This is a genomic window from Cupriavidus sp. MP-37 (assembly GCF_020618415.1).
Classification (GTDB): Bacteria; Pseudomonadota; Gammaproteobacteria; order Burkholderiales; family Burkholderiaceae; genus Cupriavidus.
In genome coordinates this window covers 1963903-1979277 of the sequence record NZ_CP085344.1, presented here as the reverse complement: position 1 = coordinate 1979277, position 15375 = coordinate 1963903, and the positions used below count along the sequence as shown (strand labels likewise).

The following is a 15375-nucleotide window of genomic DNA, read 5'->3' as shown; positions in this document are numbered from 1 at the left end:
AAGGCTCCTGCCGGGGATGAGGGAGAGAAAGGCCCTCATGTTAGCGTCTGTCGCCAACTCCCGGCGGAGGACCCAGGCATGATCCCGCCAGTTTGAGAACCCTCCCGGCCAGGCATGCCGCGGCCCGCGCTATTTTGTCGCAGGCGCCAGCACCAGGGCATTGGCGCCGTCCGGCGCCGCGGCAGCCACCGCCGGCGGCAGGGTGATGTACTCTACCGCAGCCCATTTGGTGATCCAGTCGCGGTAGCGCGGCAGCAGCGCATTGCCGGACTGCCCGGTCGAATCCATGAAGCGCGACGCCGCCAGGTCGGACAAGTCATAGAGCGCGCGCACGCTGGCCGCATGGGTGTTTTCGAACGGCGCCTTGTCGTCGCGCAGGTTGTGCCGGCCGACGTTGACGGTGTAGGTGTCGCCGCCGGTCGGCACGCGCAGGTTGAACAGCGGCGCCAGGTAGCCGACCTTGCCGAACGGCCGGTGCTCCAGCCGCGCAGCATGGGCCTCGCCCCAGCGCCAGCGCACGGGGTCGTCGCCATAGCGGCGCGACAAGTCGGCCATGGCCTGGGTCCAGGCATCGGCCACGGCATCGTCGCAGCTTTCGGCCGGGCCGGTATGGGGACGGTCGCACCAGAACGCGCCCAGCTTGCGCGGATCGCGCAGGATGTTGAGCATGGGCTGCTGCACGTTGCGCTGGTCCCACAGGCGCACGAAGATTGCCTCGCCGGTTTTCTCCTCGAACAGCCGGCGCGACAGCTCGCGCAGCCAGGCGGTGACCACCAGCGGCTCGGCGCGCGTGGGATCCATGGTGCCGTCCCACCGGCGCAAGGCCTCCAGCACGGCGCGTTCGCGCGCCGGGCGCGCGGCATCGCGGCTGACCGGCGCGGCCAGCAGCAGCGGCAAGGCGTCGCGCACCGCCAGCGAGACCACGTCCTTCTGGATCGCGGCGAAGCTGTCGAACGTATGCTTGGGCGTCGCCGCCAGCAGCGCGCGGATGCGGTCGTAGCGATACGGCACCGTCCACTCGCTGGTGATGAAGTACGGGTAGTCGGGCGCGACGATGCGCTGGTTGGCCGTCACGATCATGCCTTCGGCGGGGTTGTACTGGTGCGGCAGCGCCTCGAACGGGATAAAGCCGGTCCAGTCGTAGCGTGCATCCCAGCCGGGAGCCGGGGCCAGCCCCTTGAGGTCGTTGTCGGCGCGGCGCAGCGGCACGCGGCCCGGGGCGTAGAAGCCGATATTGCCGTCGACGTCGGCATAGACGATGTTCTGCTGCGGCGAATGAAAGTCGCGCAGCGCGGCGGTGAAGCTGCTCCAGTCGCGCGCCTGGTTCAGCCGCAGCCCTGCCAGGAAGGTGCGGTCATCCGGGCGCAATGCGGTCCACTGGAATGCCACCACGTATTGCGCGCCCAGCGGCGCCGCGGCGCTGGCAAGCGACTCGGCCACATCGGAAATCACCGGCCCGTGGCGCGTGGTGCGGATGTTCAGCGTCACGTCGGCGGCGCCCTTGACGCGGATGGTTTCGGTGCGGGTCTCGAACCTGGCCCACCCCTGCGGCGTCTGGTACTGGGTATCGTTGCCCGGGCGCACGCGCTCGATATAAAGGTCCTGCACGTCCGGCGCGGTATTGGTCAGCCCCCACGCGATGCGGTCGTTGTGGCCCAGCACCACCAGCGGCATGCCGGGCAGCGTGGCGCCGGCCACCTCGAGCCCGGGCGCGCTCAGGCGCGCGAAGTACCACAGCGCCGGGGCCTGCAGGCCCAGGTGCGGATCGTTGGCCAGCATCGGCTTGCCCGATTGCGTGTGCGCCCCCGACACCACCCAGTTGTTCGAGCCCATGCCCTCGACATAGCCCGTCGGCGCCTTGTCGCCGACGCTCGCCATCGCGCTCGCCAGCGGCGCCAGCTGCCGGTAGAGATGACCGTAATCCATGGTGCGTACCGGCTGCTCGCCCGGATACGGCGCCAGCAGTTCGCTGATGCGCGCCACCGGCAGCACCTGTGCCAGCCGCATGCGCAGCGTCTCCTGGACCCAGTTGCCGCCCAGGTCCCATGCCATCATGGTCTGCCAGCCCAGCGTGTCGGCCGGTTCCCAGCGCTCCGGCCGGGTGCGCAGCAGCAGGAACTCCGGCGGCAGCGGCCCTTTGCGCTGGTCGATCCAGGCATTGACGCCGTCGGCATAGGCCTGCAGCGCCGCGCGCGCCTCGGGCGAGGCCTGCGCGAGGATGGCCTCGGCGTTGCGCCGCACGCCCAGCGTGCGCAGGAACTTGTCGTTATCGACGGCGGACGGCCCCAGGATCTCGGCGAGCCGGCCCGCGACGATGCGCTTGTTCATCTGCATCTGCCACAGCCGGTCCTGCGCGTGCACGTAGCCCAGCGCGAACCAGGCATCGGCCTTGCTGGCGGCGCGGATATGCGGCACGCCGTGGCTGTCGCGCACGACCGTGACCGGTTCGCGCAAGCCCGCCAGCACCGCGTTGCCCGACACCGGCGGCTGTGCCGCGTGGCGATACCAGAGCAGCGCGCCGGCGGCGCCGGCCACTGCCAGCCCCAGCAGCACTGCCAGCCACCTGGTCAGCCGACCGAACCCGCGCATCGTTGCTCCCCCTTTGTCGTGGTCATGTCGTTTCCGCGCATTATCTACGCAATGTCGCACGCAATGTCGGCACGACAAAATGCCCGGACCAGCCGGGCATTTCCGCGTGCAGGTCCTGGTTGCGGTCCCGTTACGCGGCGGGCTTCTTCAGCTGCAGCGACTTGTACTCGAGGAATTCTTCCAGGCCGTACTTGCCGGCTTCTCGCCCGTTGCCGGACTGCTTGTAGCCGCCGAACGGCGCCTGCATGTTGAACGGTCCGCCGTTGATATCGACCTGCCCGGTGCGGATGCGGCGCGCCACGCGGATCGCGCGCGCCTCGTCGCCGGACCACACGCCGCCGCCCAGGCCGTAGACGCTGTCGTTGGCAATGCGCACCGCGTCTTCCTCGGTGTCATAGCAGATGATCGACAGCACCGGGCCGAAGATCTCTTCCTGCGCCACCGTCGCGCGCGGCTCGACGTTGCCGAGCACGGTCGGCTTGACGTAGAAGCCCTGCTCCAGCCCTTCCGGGGTCTCGGGGCCGCCGGCCACCAGCTCGGCGCCCTCTTCCAGGCCGCGGCGGATATAGCCGGTCACGCGGTCCTTCTGCACGGCCGAGATCAGCGGGCCCAGCTTGCTGGTTTCCTGCAGCGGATCGCCCACGGTAAAGCCCGCGACCACCTTCTGCGCGATCGCCTTGACTTCGTCATAACGGGCGCGCGGCACCAGCATGCGGGTGTGCGCCGAGCAGGTCTGGCCCGAGTTGAGGAAGCAGGCATTGATGGTGCCCTTCACCGCCGCCGGCAGGTCGGCATCGTCCAGGATCACCGAGGCCGACTTGCCGCCCAGTTCCAGTGCCACGCGCTTGACGGTCTGCGCGGCCAGCTCGGACACGCGCTTGCCGGCGCGGGTCGAGCCGGTGAACGACACCATGTCGACTTCCGGATGGCTCGCCAGCACCTCGCCCACCACCGGGCCATAGCCGGTCACCAGGTTGAACACGCCGGGCGGCAGCCCCGCGGCCTCGATCACCTCGGCCAGCACGAAGGCATTGAGCGGCGCCACCTCGGACGGCTTGAGCACCACGGTGCAGCCCGCCGCCAGCGCCGGCGCCACCTTCAGCGTGATCTGGTTGAGCGGGTAGTTCCACGGCGTGATCGCGCCGACCACGCCCACCGGCTCGCGCACCACCAGCGAATTGCCGACTTCTTCCTCGAAGCTGAACCCTTCCAGCAGCCTGGCGGCCTGGCCCCAGTTGTAGACCGGGCCACCCACCTGGATCGCACGCGCCAGCTTGATCGGCATGCCGACTTCGCCGGCGATCAGCTGGGCCAGTTCTTCGCTGCGTGCCTTCAGCCCTTCGGCGATCCGGGCGATATAGCCGGCGCGCACTGCCGGCGGCGTGGCCGACCAGCCGTCGAAGGCCGCGCGCGCCGCCTGGATCGCGTCCTCCGCGTCGCGGGCCGAGCCTTCCGGAATGGTCCCCATCACCGCTTCGGTGGCGGAATGAATGACATCGATCGTGCCGTTGCCGTGGGGCGCGACCCACTTGCCGTTAATAAAGAGTTTGTCTCGTTGTTGCATGGCCACAGTTCTCGGTTTGGTGAATTGGCGATTGCAATTTTTTGTTACTTTTATGGTGCAGGCACATTGTAGAGCGGATTCGGGCCCATGTTTTGGTGCCTCGGGATATGCCGCCGGCTGCGCCTGCGGCACGGCACAAGAATATGGCGATAATCGGCCGTGGCAAGCGGATGCGATCCTCGCCGCGGCGGCCGCACATAACAAGATCAAGGGGGCGAGGCATGGTCGATCCGATCTACCGCAAGACGGAGGCGGGACAGGACGAAATCCGCAGCCGCGCGCGCAAGCTGGACCACAAGCTGCGCGCGCTGCTGCTGATGGTCAACGGCGAGCGCCGCGAACAGGCGTTGCTGGCGCAGGTGGCGGGCATGGGGATTGGCGCCGAGGCGATGGCAACGCTGCTGGCGCAGGGACTAGTCGAAGCCGTCGCCGAACCGGTACCGCCGCCCGCCGCCGCGCCGCAAGAACCGCTGCGTGCCGCGCCACCGGAGCCCGATGCCAACCTGTTCTCGGTGTATGCGATGCGCCATGCGCCCGTGGCCGAGGTACCGGCGCCGCCACAAGCCAGTTCGGCCGCCGCCCACTCGCCCGCCGAGATCCAGGCGTACCAGCGCCTTTACCAGTTCTACACCGACGTGATCGGCCAGCATCTCGGGCTGCGCGGCTACATGCTGCAGGTGAAGGTGGAAAAGGCTGCGGACCTGCCCGCGCTGATGGCGCTGCGCGAACCGCTGCACGCGGCGCTGCTCAAGGCCCGCGGAGACATCACGGCGCGCGCCATCATTGCGCAACTGGACCAGGTCAGCGGCGGCAGCACCGCCTGACGCCAGGCCGGACAGCAAAAAGGCCGCCCGGAGGCGGCCTTCAGCATGCGGCGCAGGCGCGGCGCTCAGCCGTCGATGCCCTGCGACTGCAGGTACTCGTCATACGTACCCAGGTAGTCGGTCAGCGTGCCGTCGGTGCGCACTTCGATAATGCGCGTGGCCAGGCCGCTGACGAACTCGCGGTCGTGCGAGACGAAGATCAGCGTGCCCTGGAACTTGTCCAGCGCGATCTGCATCGATTCGATCGACTCCATGTCCATGTGGTTGGTCGGCTCGTCCAGCGCCAGCACGTTGTGGCGGCCCAGCATCAGCTTGCCCCAGATCATGCGGCCCTTCTCGCCGCCGGACAGCACCTTGACGTTCTTCTTGATGTCATCGGCCGAGAACAGCAGGCGGCCCAGCGTGCCGCGCAGCGAGGTTTCGTCATCGCCGGCCTGCGTCCACTGGCTCATCCAGTCCATCACGTCGCGGTCTTCCGGGAATTCCTCGTAGGTGTCCTGCGGCATGTAGCCGACGTTGGCGTTCTCGGCCCACTTGACCGTGCCGCGGTCGACCTCGACGCCGCGCTGCACGCCGGTCTGCACCGCGCCGTTCAGCAGGCTGCGCAGCAGCGTGGTCTTGCCCGCGCCGTTCTCGCCGATGATGGCGACGCGCTCGCCGGCCTGGATCGCCATCGACAGGTTGTCGATGATCTTGCGGTCGTAGCTCTTGGTGATGCCTTCGACCTCGACCGCCAGGTTGTGCAGCTTCTTCTCGAACTCGAAGCGGATGAACGGGTTCTGGCGCGACGACGGCTTGATGTCCTCGACCTTGATCTTCTCGATCTGCTTGGCGCGCGAGGTGGCCTGGCGGGCCTTGGACTTGTTGGCCGAGAAGCGGCGCACGAAGTCCTGCAGCTCGCTGATGCGCTCCTTGGCGCGCGCGTTGGCGGCCATCTGGCGCTCGCGGGCCTGCATCGACGCTTCCATGTACTCGTCGTAGTTGCCCGGGTAGACCTTGAGCGTGCCGTAGTCCATGTCGGCCATGTGGGTGCAGACCGAGTTCAGAAAGTGGCGATCGTGGGAGATGATGATCATGGTGGAGTTGCGCTCGTTGAGCACGGTCTCCAGCCAGCGGATGGTGTTGATGTCCAGGTTGTTGGTGGGCTCGTCCAGCAGCAGCACGTCCGGGTTCGAGAACAGCGCCTGCGCCAGCAGCACGCGCAGCTTCCAGCCCGGCGCCACGTCGCTCATCGGGCCCTGGTGCTGTGCGGTGGGGATGCCCACGCCGAGCAGCAGTTCGCCGGCGCGCGCCTCGGCGGTGTAGCCGTCGTATTCGGCGTACTTGGCCTCGAGCTCGGCGGCCTTCATGTAGTCTTCGTCGGTCGCTTCCGGGTTGGCGTAGATGGCGTCGCGCTCCTGCGCGGCGGCCCACATCTCGGTGTGGCCCATCATCACCACGTCGAGCACGCGCATGTCTTCATAGGCGAACTGGTCCTGGCGCAGCTTGCCCAGGCGGATGCCCGGCTCCAGCATGACGTTGCCCGACGACGGCTCGAGGTCGCCGCCGAGGATCTTCATGAAGGTGGACTTGCCGCAGCCGTTCGCGCCGATCAGGCCGTAGCGGTTGCCCTCGCCGAACTTGACCGAGATATTCTCGAACAACGGCTTGGGGCCGAACTGCATGGTGATGTTTGCGGTAGAAAGCACGTCTTGAACCTTGTCTGGAGATGGTGGCGCCGCGGCGCGGGCCGGAAGGATTCCGGCGGCCATGGCCGGCCCGGCGCCATGGTGCGGCACGGGCCACGCCAGGTTCATGCGGGAACCCGGCAGGAAATCACGAAATAACCGCGCATTCTATCATCCGGACGCATTCCTTGCGACCGGCGCGCGCGGCGGCGGCGCGCGGCTCAGGCCAGCGGCGGCAGCACCGGATAGCCCGAAAACGCCATGGCGAAGCCGTCGGCACGTGCCGACAGCCGCACCTGCGCCCCGACCGGCAGCGTCAGCTTGCGCGCGCAATGCCCGAACGGCAGGCCGGTCAGCACCGGCACCGGCAGCTGCTCGCGCAGATAGGCCACCACCGCATCCATGTCGTAGCCGTTGTCGTAGTCGGTAACGCGGTAGTTGGAGAAATCGCCCAGCACGATGGCCCGCTGCGCCCCCAGCACGCCGGCCTGCTGCAGCTGGACCAGCATGCGCTCGACCCGGTACGGCGGCTCGTTGATGTCTTCCAGAAACAGCACGCCGCCCTGCACCCGCGGCATGAACGGCGTGCCCAGCAGGCTGCACAGCATCGCCAGGTTGCCGCCCCACAGCGTGCCCTCGACGCTGCCGGAGAACGGCTGGCCGCCGGACTGCGGCGCGGCGATGTCGACGCGGTAGGCAGGGTTGCGCAGGATGCCTTCGAAGTGCTCCCACATATAGGGGTCGACGGCTTCGGCGCCGAAGTCGGCCAGCAGCATCGGCCCGGCAAAGGTGACGCCGCCGGTGGCCGCCAGGTAGGCCAGCTGGAAGGCGGTGAAGTCGCTGTGGCCGACGATGGGCGTGCCGCTGGCACGCGCCTGTTCGGCGATGCGGGCAAAGTCGACCTGCGCCAGCAGCCGGGCGATGCCGTAGCCGCCGCGCACCGCCAGCGTCAATTCATGCGGCACGCCGGTGCCGATCGCGTGCAGGTCGGCCAGCCGCTCCGCGTCGGTGCCGCCGAAGCGCAGATAGCGCCGCGCCAGCACGTCCGGATTGGTCATGTGGTAGCCATGGTGCTTGAGCCAGGCACAGCCGCGCGCGGCGATGGCGACATCGTGCGGGTACCCGGACGAGGCGATCAGTCGGACTTCGGTATGCGGCCTGGGGTTAGGCGTGCTCATGCTTCGGTATCGTGGTTCTGGTCAGGGTCGGCGGCCGGCGCCGGCTGGCGCGCGGCCTTCTGCGCGCGGCGCCGGGCGCCGAAGAAATCCTTCAGCAGCTGGCCGCAGTGGTCGGCCAGCACCCCGCCGGCGATGGTGGTCTGGTGGTTGAGCTGCGCCTGCTCGAACAGGTTGAGCACGCTGCCGGCGGCACCGGTCTTGGGATCGCTCGCGCCGAACACCACATGGCGCAGCCGCGCGTGCAGGATCGCGCCGCTGCACATGGCGCACGGCTCCAGCGTCACGTACAGCTCGCACTCGGGCATGCGGTAGTTGCCGATGACCCGGGCGGCGGCGCGCAGCGCCTGCATTTCGGCGTGCGCCGACGGATCGACCGAGCGGATCGGCAGGTTGTGGCCACGCGCGATGATGGTGTCGTTCCAGACCACCACGGCACCGACCGGCACCTCGCCCGCGGCTTCGGCCAGGCGGGCCTCTTCGAGCGCGGCGCGCATGTAGCGCGCGTCGCGCTCGGCGGCCTGCGCCGGATCGTCCGGCAGCGCGCGCGGCGCGCGCAATGGCAAGGGCGGCGATGGCGGCAAGGGCGGCTGGCTCATCGTCGCCCGCTCAGTCCTGCGCGGGCAACACCGCCGGCGCGCTGACCTCGGCCCAGCAGTTGGGCGTTTCGAACAGCACCAGCCTGGTCAGCTGCAGGTGGTGGCCGAAGCAGTCCTTGAACACCGGCGCCAGGATGTCGAAGGCCACCTGGGCCAGGTTTTCGACCGTCGGGATCGCGTCGAGCACCACGGTCTTGTGCCCTTCCATCGATTGCAGGAAGTTCAGCAGCGCGGTGTCGCCGCGGTAGATCAGGAAGGCATGGTCCCACTTGCTGACCAGGTGCTCGTTGGCAAGCGCCTTGATGTCGCCGAAATCCAGGATCATGCCGTCATCCGACGCGCCCTCGCGATGCAGCACCTCGCCCGACAGCGTCAGGTCGAGCCGGTAGCGGTGGCCGTGGATATTGCGGCACTGTCCGCAGTGGTTGGGGATGCGGTGGCCGGAGTCGAACTCCAGCCGGCGGGTGATGGAAACTTGTTTGCTCATGTGTAGCGGCGCCGGTGCCGGCCGCCTGCGTTGAAGCGGACGCCGCGCGTGCGTCCGAAGCCTCTATTGTGGACTGAATTGCGTGGGTGGTGATGGCCCCGTGCGCCCCGATGCCGCCCGCGCGGCGAACCACCGGCCCGAGCGCTCAGCGGATGCCCAGCAGCTTGTGGGTCTGCAGCGACAGCCGCCAGCGCGGGTGGCGCTGGCAGAAGGCCACCGCGGCGGCGGTATTTTCCCGCGCCAGCGGCCCATCCATGGCCTGCACCAGGAAATGGCGGAAATCAAGCTTCTCGTATGCGGCGAAGTCCTGCCCTTCCTGCGGGATCACCACCTTCAGCTCATCGCCGCGCGTGACCACCAGTTCCGAACCCATCTTGGGGCTGACGCAGACCCAGTCGATGCCGGGCGGCACGGCAATGGTGCCGTTGGTCTCGATCGCGATCTCGAAGCCCTGCGCATGCAGCGCGTCGATCAGCGGTGCATCGAGCTGCAGCAGCGGCTCGCCGCCGGTGCAGACCACCAGCGGCTTGCCGCCGGCGCCTTGCGGCCACTCCGACGCGACCACCGCCGCCAGTTCCTCGGCCGAGCGGTACTTGCCGCCGCGCGTGCCATCGGTGCCAACGAAATCCGTATCGCAGAACTGGCACACCGCGCTGGCGCGGTCCTGCTCGCGGCCGCTCCACAGGTTGCAGCCGGCAAAGCGGCAGAACACCGCGGCGCGGCCGGCGTTGGCGCCTTCGCCCTGCAGCGTATAGAAGATTTCCTTGACGGCGTAAGTCATGCGTGGGGTCTCTCTCGGACCGTAAACAGCGGTTCGCAGCGGTTCGGCAGCGCCTTGCTGGCCGGGGTTCAGTAAAGGATGGGCAGGGCCGGAGCCGGACCTCGCGCCGCGTGGTCACATTGGCGCGTGGTCGCGCCCTCGATGTGGACCGAAACGTATCGATCGGGGCGGCTGTGCTGGCAGCGTGGGGGCTGCCGGTAGGGGCTGTCCTGGCCTGTCGCAGGCTGCGTCCGGCATGGGGCCGGACGTGCCGCAAGTATACCAGAGGCCCCAGGATTTCCGCTTGGCGGCCGCCGGCCCGGCGCGGCGCGGCCGATGCCGTGTGGACTCAAGCCCACCCGGCACAGGTGACGTACAACGCGCGCCGGATCCTACTTCAGGCCCAGATAATCGCGCTTGCCGATTTGCACGCCCTTGTGGCGCAGGATGTCGTAGGCGGTGGTCACGTGGAAATAGAAATTGGGCAAGGCAAAGCCAAGCAGGTAGGACTTGCCGTCGAAGCGCAGCGGACCCTGGCGCAGCTTCAGTTCGATCACGCGCTGTTCGCTGCCTTCGAGCTGCGCCGGCGTGACCTGCTCCAGGAACACGATGGTGCGGCCGATGCGGTCCTGCAGTTCGGCGAAGGTCGTTTCGGTGTCGGCAAACGACGGCACCTCGATCCCGGCCAGCCGCGCCGCGCAGCCCTTGGCGGCATCGCTGGCGCGCTGCACCTGCGCCGGCAGCGGGTCCATATCGGCAATCAGGCGGGTCTGGATCAGGTCGGCCGGGTCCATCCCCTGCGCCTGCGCGTGCGCCGCGCCCTTGGCGAGGATCGCATCGAGGTTGCCCAGCGCGCGGATAAACGGGGGGATCGAAACGTCGTACATCGAAAGTGCCATGGCGGGTCTCCTGTGCCGGGGGCGGGTTTCTAGTTGGCTGGCCCGGACATGCGCGCCCGGACCGCAGCCGCGAGCATAGACCGGATCGGCCATCGCTGCCGGATCATGCGCCACTGGCCGGCAACCTGATTTAACATATCCGGCCACCGTCCCCCGCGATCCTGCCGCCCTGCGCCCGCCATGAATGCGCCGTTCCCGCTCCGCACGGAATGCCCGCCCGGTGCCTGCATCTGCGGGCGCGAAGCGCTGCTGAGCGACCCCGATGCCGACCTGCGGGTGCTGCGCCTGACCCGCGCCGAAGAAAAACGGCTGGTCGAACGGCTCGAAAACCTGACCAGCCTGGCCGAGCTGCAGCGCATGGAGGGCCTGATGCAGGCCCAGCTTGGCATCGTGCTGAGCATCACGCCGAGCGCGCGCGGCGTGCGCACCGTGCGCGGCATCAATATCCAGGTGCAGGAGCAGCCCGGCCTGTGCCGCAAGATCCGCCAGTCGATCCCGTCCGCGATCCGCCGCAGCATGGAGGCGCATCCTGAGATCGCCTACGCGATCGTCGATGCGCACGACCTGCTGGGCGGAACCTGAGCGTGCCGTTCAGGCGTCGCTGTGCGCCAGCCGCAGCGCGTGTTCGCGCACATCCGCCGGCCATGCCGCGATCCGGCTGGCGAAAGCGGCCAGGTCGTTGGCGAACAGCGCCCGGCTCGCCTCCTCGAAACCGGCCAGGTCGCCGGCAATCGCCACCATGAAGTGATAGGCGCGCTCGCTGGCCGCGCGGCTGCGCTCCTTGCCGGCATGATCGCGGCGCGCCTGCTCGACCAGCTTGCGCAGCGCCACCGAGGCGCCGCCGGGCTGCGCGGCCAGCCATTCCCAGTGGCGCGGCAGCAGCGTCACCTCGCGCGACACCACACCCAGCTTTGGCCGGCCGCGGCCGCGCGGTTCGGCCGCGGCGGGGGCCTCGCCACCCTCGCCTGCCACCGGCTGCGGCGCGGCCAGCTGCGCCGCGCGCAGCGCCGACCGCTCCAGGATCTCTGCCTCCGAGCCGCTGGTATCCAGGTCGATCGCGCGGCCGGTGCGGTCGTCGAACACCAGCACGGGCCCGGCGGCGCCACGGTCCAGCGCGCGCCTGAGCGCCAGCGCGTTGTCCGGCAGCGGACCCGAGGCAATACGGCGATGGCCGTCGAAGGTGGTGAAGTGGTGAGGCGCTGGCATGGCAGATCGTCGGAAGACAAACAGGAACATCGCCAAATATTACCCGGATAAAATAATAAGTCAATATTGCCCGGGTAAATTAAGGTCCAGCCACTTCACTGTAGGACCGCGCCCGATACCTGCGCCGGCGTCACTGGCCTATCACTGAGACATAGGCACAAAACAAGCGGAGGTCGGCGGCATGACGCTTTCATACTGGGCAGCCGGGACCACCCTTTCCAGCCCGCCCCTGGACGGCGACGCGGTGTGCGACGCCTGCGTCATCGGCGCGGGCATCGCCGGGCTGTCGGTTGCCTATGAACTGGCCGCGGCCGGACTGGCCGTAGTCGTGATCGACGCGGACGGGCCTGGCGCCGGTGAAACCGGCAGGACCACGGCGCACCTGATGACGGCCTTCGACGATTATTTTTTCTACATCGAACGCCACCTCGGGCATCGGGCGGCGCGGCAGATCGCCCAGAGCCACGCAGCGGCGGTGTCGCGAATGGAGTCGATCTGCGCGGCCGAATCCATCGACTGCGATTTCCGGCGCGTGGACGGTTTCCTCTTTGCCGAATCGTCCGATGGCGATGATCTTTTGTCGCGGGAACTGGACGCGGCGCACCGGGCCGGGCTCGACGAAGTCGAGCGGGCCAGCGACGTGCCCACCGGCAAGGTGGCGCTGCGCTCGGCGCTGCGATTCCCGCGGCAGGGGCAGCTGCACCCGCTGAAGTACCTGGGCGGCCTGGTCGAGGCGATCCAGCGCCGTGGCGGCAAGGTCTACGGCAAGACCCGCGCCATGGAAGTCAGCGACGGCCACCCCGCTACCGTGCGCACGGCCAGCGGCGCGCGCATCCAGGCTGGCCACGTCGTCGTCGCCACCAATACGCCGTTTATCGACCGCTTTGCCATCCATACCAAGCAGGCCGCGTACCGGACCTTTGTGGTCGGCATGAAAGTGCCGCGCGGCAGCATGCCGCTGTGCCAGTTCTGGGACACGCTCGATCCCTACCATTACGTGCGCATTGCCGGCGATCTCGATGCCGGCCACCAGCTGCTGATCAGCGGCGGCGAAGACCACAAGGTCGGCCAGGCCGACGATGCCGGGCAGCGCTTCGCCAGGCTGGTCGACTGGACCCGCCAGCGCTTCCCGGTGGTCGACGAACCCGTGTTCGCGTGGTCGGGCCAGGTGATGGAGCCGGTCGACGGGGTCGCCTTTATCGGCCGCAACCCGGGAGACGCCAATGTCTATGTCGTGACCGGTGATTCCGGCAATGGCATGACCCACGGCGCGATCGCCGGCATGCTGATCCGCGACCAGATCACCGACCGCACCAACGACTGGGCCGAGCTTTACGATCCGTCGCGCAAGTCGGTGACGGCCGTGGTCGAGTACGCGCGCGAGAACGCCAATGTGGTGGCCCGGTACGCCGACTGGCTCGGCCAGGACGAGGGCGTGGCGCTCGACGCCATCGCCCCGGGCGAAGGGCATGTGACCAAGGCCGGCGGCCGCCACGTGGCGGCCTTCCGCGATGCGGATGGCGGCCTGCACACCTTCGACGCGACCTGCCCGCACCTGAAATGCCTGGTCCAGTGGAACAGCCTGGAGCAATCCTTCGATTGCCCGTGCCATGGCTCGCGCTTCGGCGTCGACGGCTCGGTGCTGCATGGCCCGGCGAAAAGCGGACTGGAGCCGGTCAGCGTGACACCGGACGACCAGCGCCAGCATTGAACGGGGAGGCACGCCGCGCCGCTGTTGCGATGGCATTGCGATGGCATTGCGATGGCGCGGCGAACGCAAGCGCCCTTGCGCGCCCTGAACGTCAAAGGAGTCGCCATGCTCACACCCGCCAGCATTGCCAAGCATCCGATCCATCCGATGCTGATCACCATCCCCATCGGCTTGTGGATCTTTTCCTTCGCCTGCGACCTGATCCGCTATTTCGGCGGCACCAGTCCCAACTGGCCGGTGGTGGCCCTGTACGCCATGGTCGGCGGCATCATTGGCGCCTTGCTCGCGGCGCTGCCCGGATTGATCGACCTGCTCTCGCTGCCCAGTGGCATCCGCCGCATTGCGCTGCTGCACATGGGCATCAACCTGACGGTAGTCGCGCTCTATGTCGTCAATGCCTGGTGGCGCATGCGCGGCGCAGGTGCCGGCGCGATCGTGCTGTCGGCGATCGCCATCGGCCTGCTGGTGGTGTCCGGTTGGCTGGGCGGGAAGATGGTGCACGTCCATGGCGTGGGCGTGCAGACGCCGCCGGCACCGTCGCGGTAACGAGGCTGGCGCTTACAGCAGGTCGCGCAGCTTGTAGTACCACATCCCCAGCACCAGCGCCGGGGTCCTGAACAGCGCGCCGCCGGGGAAGCGGTGATGCCGGATGCGGGTAAAGACGTCGAAGCGCGAGGCGTCGCCGCTCATCGCCTCGGCAATCAGTTTGCCGGCCATGCCGGCAAACGACAGCCCGTGTCCGGAGAACCCCTGCGCATAGTAGAGGTTGGTGCCGATGCGGCCCAGGTCGGGCGCCCGGTTCATGGTGATATCGACGAAGCCGCCCCAGGAGTAATCGATATTCAGATCGGCGGTCTGCGGAAAGACCTGCAGCATCCGCGCGCGGATGCGCTGCACCAGGTTTCCCGGCGGGCGCGCGCTGAAGGTTTCGCCCGCCCCGAACAGCAAGCGGTTGTCGGCACTGAGACGGAAATAGTCGACGATCAGGTTGTTGTCGGATACCGCGACCCGGCTCGGCATCAGTGCGCTGGCGCGCTGCGCGTCCATCGGCTCGGTGGCGATCATGTAGGTCCCCACCGGCATGATGCGCGCCGCGATTTCCGGCGCGAGATGGTCGCCGAACTCGCCCAGGTAAACGTTGCCCGCCAGCACCACCTGGCGGCATCGCACTTCGCCCTCCGCGGTCTTCACCACCGGCGCCCGGTCGCGCTGGACGCGATAGGCGGCCGAGTTCTCGAACACCTCGACACCGTGCCGGCGCGCCGCCTCGCCCAGCCCCAGGCAGTACTTCAGCGGATGCAGGTGGCCGGAGTGCGGGTCATACGCGCCGGCGACGAAGCGGTCGCTGTCGACATGGCGGCCAAGCTCCGCGCGCTCGACCCATTCGAGCGGATAGTCATAGCGCTCGTGCATATGGCGCACCCAGCGGCGCAGGCCCTCCACCTTGTGTGCCCGCGGCGCCAGCGTCATGTAGCCGCGCACGTGGTCGCAGGCGATGCCGTAGGCAGCGATGCGCTGCTCCAGCAGGCGCATGCCGTCGACCGATGCGTTCCAGGCCGCCTGCGCCACCTCGGCCGGGCACTGGCGCTCGATCGCGCCCTCGCCTTCCGCGCCGAAGCCGACGATCGCCTGGCCGCCATTGCGCCCGGACGCGCCCCAGCCGATCCGCTGCGCCTCGAGCAGCGCGACATGAAAGCCGCGCGCGGCCAGCTCCAGCGCGCACGACAGCCCGGCATAGCCGCCGCCCACCACGCACACCTCCGCCTCAGTGCGCCCCTGCAGCGGCGGGCTTGGCGCCGGCCGCGCGACGCTGGCCTCGTAGTAGGAGTCCTCGATGACTCCCAGTTCCTTTTGCAGCAGTCCCGACATCGTCTTCGGCTCCGATTGCGCCAGG

Annotated in this window: 14 protein-coding genes; 4 read left to right on the top strand and 10 right to left on the bottom strand. The window is 68.5% G+C overall.

The features are described from left to right. Positions 1-129: 129 nt before the first annotated feature. Together LIN44_RS09265 and LIN44_RS09260 are read right to left on the bottom strand one after the other, a co-directional pair. Positions 130-2589 carry a penicillin acylase family protein gene (locus LIN44_RS09265; protein WP_227311910.1) on the bottom strand — a complete coding sequence of 820 codons (2460 nt, stop codon included), beginning with the start codon at positions 2587-2589 and terminating at the stop codon, positions 130-132. A 130-nt stretch (positions 2590-2719) separates the two neighbouring features. Next, positions 2720-4153 carry an aldehyde dehydrogenase family protein gene (locus LIN44_RS09260; RefSeq protein WP_227311909.1) on the bottom strand — a complete coding sequence of 478 codons (1434 nt, stop codon included), beginning with the start codon at positions 4151-4153 and terminating at the stop codon, positions 2720-2722. Between the two features lie 221 nt (positions 4154-4374). Between LIN44_RS09260 and LIN44_RS09255 the strand changes: the two genes are divergently transcribed. After that, positions 4375-4977: a hypothetical protein gene (locus LIN44_RS09255; RefSeq protein WP_227311908.1), complete on the top strand. Its 603-nt coding sequence runs from the start codon at positions 4375-4377 to the stop codon at positions 4975-4977. 65 nt (positions 4978-5042) lie between these two features. Here the strand turns inward: LIN44_RS09255 and LIN44_RS09250 are convergent, their stop codons facing one another. From LIN44_RS09250 to LIN44_RS09225, 6 genes are all read right to left on the bottom strand, one after another. Next, positions 5043-6665 carry an ABC-F family ATPase gene (locus tag LIN44_RS09250; RefSeq protein ID WP_227311907.1) on the bottom strand — a complete coding sequence of 541 codons (1623 nt, stop codon included), beginning with the start codon at positions 6663-6665 and terminating at the stop codon, positions 5043-5045. A 200-nt stretch (positions 6666-6865) separates the two neighbouring features. Beyond that, positions 6866-7822: a muramoyltetrapeptide carboxypeptidase gene (ldcA, locus tag LIN44_RS09245; RefSeq protein ID WP_227311906.1), complete on the bottom strand. Its 957-nt coding sequence runs from the start codon at positions 7820-7822 to the stop codon at positions 6866-6868. Beyond that, positions 7819-8418, bottom strand: coding sequence for a tRNA adenosine(34) deaminase TadA (tadA, locus tag LIN44_RS09240; RefSeq protein ID WP_227311905.1), 600 nt, complete (start codon positions 8416-8418; stop codon positions 7819-7821). Before tadA ends, ldcA begins: the two co-directional genes overlap by 4 nt. A gap of 10 nt (positions 8419-8428) precedes the next feature. Further along, complete coding sequence (locus tag LIN44_RS09235) at positions 8429-8905, bottom strand: 6-carboxytetrahydropterin synthase (protein ID WP_012352882.1); 477 nt, start codon at positions 8903-8905, stop codon at positions 8429-8431. Between the two features lie 145 nt (positions 8906-9050). Continuing rightward, positions 9051-9686 carry a 7-carboxy-7-deazaguanine synthase gene (gene queE, locus LIN44_RS09230; RefSeq protein WP_092308461.1) on the bottom strand — a complete coding sequence of 212 codons (636 nt, stop codon included), beginning with the start codon at positions 9684-9686 and terminating at the stop codon, positions 9051-9053. A gap of 371 nt (positions 9687-10057) precedes the next feature. Next, complete coding sequence (locus LIN44_RS09225) at positions 10058-10564, bottom strand: DUF1993 family protein (protein WP_227311904.1); 507 nt, start codon at positions 10562-10564, stop codon at positions 10058-10060. A gap of 180 nt (positions 10565-10744) precedes the next feature. Here LIN44_RS09225 and LIN44_RS09220 point away from each other — a divergent pair, with 180 nt between their 5' ends. Then, the gene (locus LIN44_RS09220; protein WP_227311903.1) at positions 10745-11146 is read left to right on the top strand and encodes a hypothetical protein; all 402 of its coding nucleotides are present in this window, start codon (positions 10745-10747) and stop codon (positions 11144-11146) included. A 9-nt stretch (positions 11147-11155) separates the two neighbouring features. Here the strand turns inward: LIN44_RS09220 and LIN44_RS09215 are convergent, their stop codons facing one another. Beyond that, on the bottom strand, positions 11156-11770 hold the full coding sequence (locus tag LIN44_RS09215; RefSeq protein WP_227311902.1) for a DUF2239 family protein: 615 nt from the start codon (positions 11768-11770) through the stop codon (positions 11156-11158). 181 nt (positions 11771-11951) lie between these two features. Between LIN44_RS09215 and LIN44_RS09210 the strand changes: the two genes are divergently transcribed. Both LIN44_RS09210 and LIN44_RS09205 read left to right on the top strand, forming a co-directional pair. Then, a complete protein-coding gene (locus tag LIN44_RS09210) occupies positions 11952-13481 on the top strand; it encodes an FAD-dependent oxidoreductase (RefSeq protein WP_227311901.1) in 1530 nt (509 codons plus the stop codon). Between the two features lie 105 nt (positions 13482-13586). Then, a complete protein-coding gene (locus LIN44_RS09205) occupies positions 13587-14027 on the top strand; it encodes a DUF2231 domain-containing protein (protein ID WP_227311900.1) in 441 nt (146 codons plus the stop codon). A gap of 12 nt (positions 14028-14039) precedes the next feature. Here the strand turns inward: LIN44_RS09205 and LIN44_RS09200 are convergent, their stop codons facing one another. Then, a complete protein-coding gene (locus tag LIN44_RS09200) occupies positions 14040-15350 on the bottom strand; it encodes an FAD-binding oxidoreductase (protein WP_227311899.1) in 1311 nt (436 codons plus the stop codon). Positions 15351-15375: the final 25 nt, after the last annotated feature.

Bases quoted from the DNA above. Each gene is read 5' to 3' on its own strand.
- queE (WP_092308461.1), bottom strand. From the start codon at position 9,686: ATGACTTACGCCGTCAAGGAAATCTTCTATACGCTGCAGGGCGAAGGC.
- LIN44_RS09215 (WP_227311902.1), bottom strand. From the start codon at position 11,770: ATGCCAGCGCCTCACCACTTCACCACCTTCGACGGCCATCGCCGTATT.
- LIN44_RS09200 (WP_227311899.1), bottom strand. From the start codon at position 15,350: ATGTCGGGACTGCTGCAAAAGGAACTGGGAGTCATCGAGGACTCCTAC.
- LIN44_RS09220 (WP_227311903.1), top strand. From the start codon at position 10,745: ATGAATGCGCCGTTCCCGCTCCGCACGGAATGCCCGCCCGGTGCCTGC.
- ldcA (WP_227311906.1), bottom strand. From the start codon at position 7,822: ATGAGCACGCCTAACCCCAGGCCGCATACCGAAGTCCGACTGATCGCC.
- LIN44_RS09260 (WP_227311909.1), bottom strand. From the start codon at position 4,153: ATGCAACAACGAGACAAACTCTTTATTAACGGCAAGTGGGTCGCGCCC.
- tadA (WP_227311905.1), bottom strand. From the start codon at position 8,418: ATGAGCCAGCCGCCCTTGCCGCCATCGCCGCCCTTGCCATTGCGCGCG.
- LIN44_RS09255 (WP_227311908.1), top strand. From the start codon at position 4,375: ATGGTCGATCCGATCTACCGCAAGACGGAGGCGGGACAGGACGAAATC.
- LIN44_RS09235 (WP_012352882.1), bottom strand. From the start codon at position 8,905: ATGAGCAAACAAGTTTCCATCACCCGCCGGCTGGAGTTCGACTCCGGC.
- LIN44_RS09205 (WP_227311900.1), top strand. From the start codon at position 13,587: ATGCTCACACCCGCCAGCATTGCCAAGCATCCGATCCATCCGATGCTG.
- LIN44_RS09210 (WP_227311901.1), top strand. From the start codon at position 11,952: ATGACGCTTTCATACTGGGCAGCCGGGACCACCCTTTCCAGCCCGCCC.
- LIN44_RS09225 (WP_227311904.1), bottom strand. From the start codon at position 10,564: ATGGCACTTTCGATGTACGACGTTTCGATCCCCCCGTTTATCCGCGCG.
- LIN44_RS09265 (WP_227311910.1), bottom strand. From the start codon at position 2,589: ATGCGCGGGTTCGGTCGGCTGACCAGGTGGCTGGCAGTGCTGCTGGGG.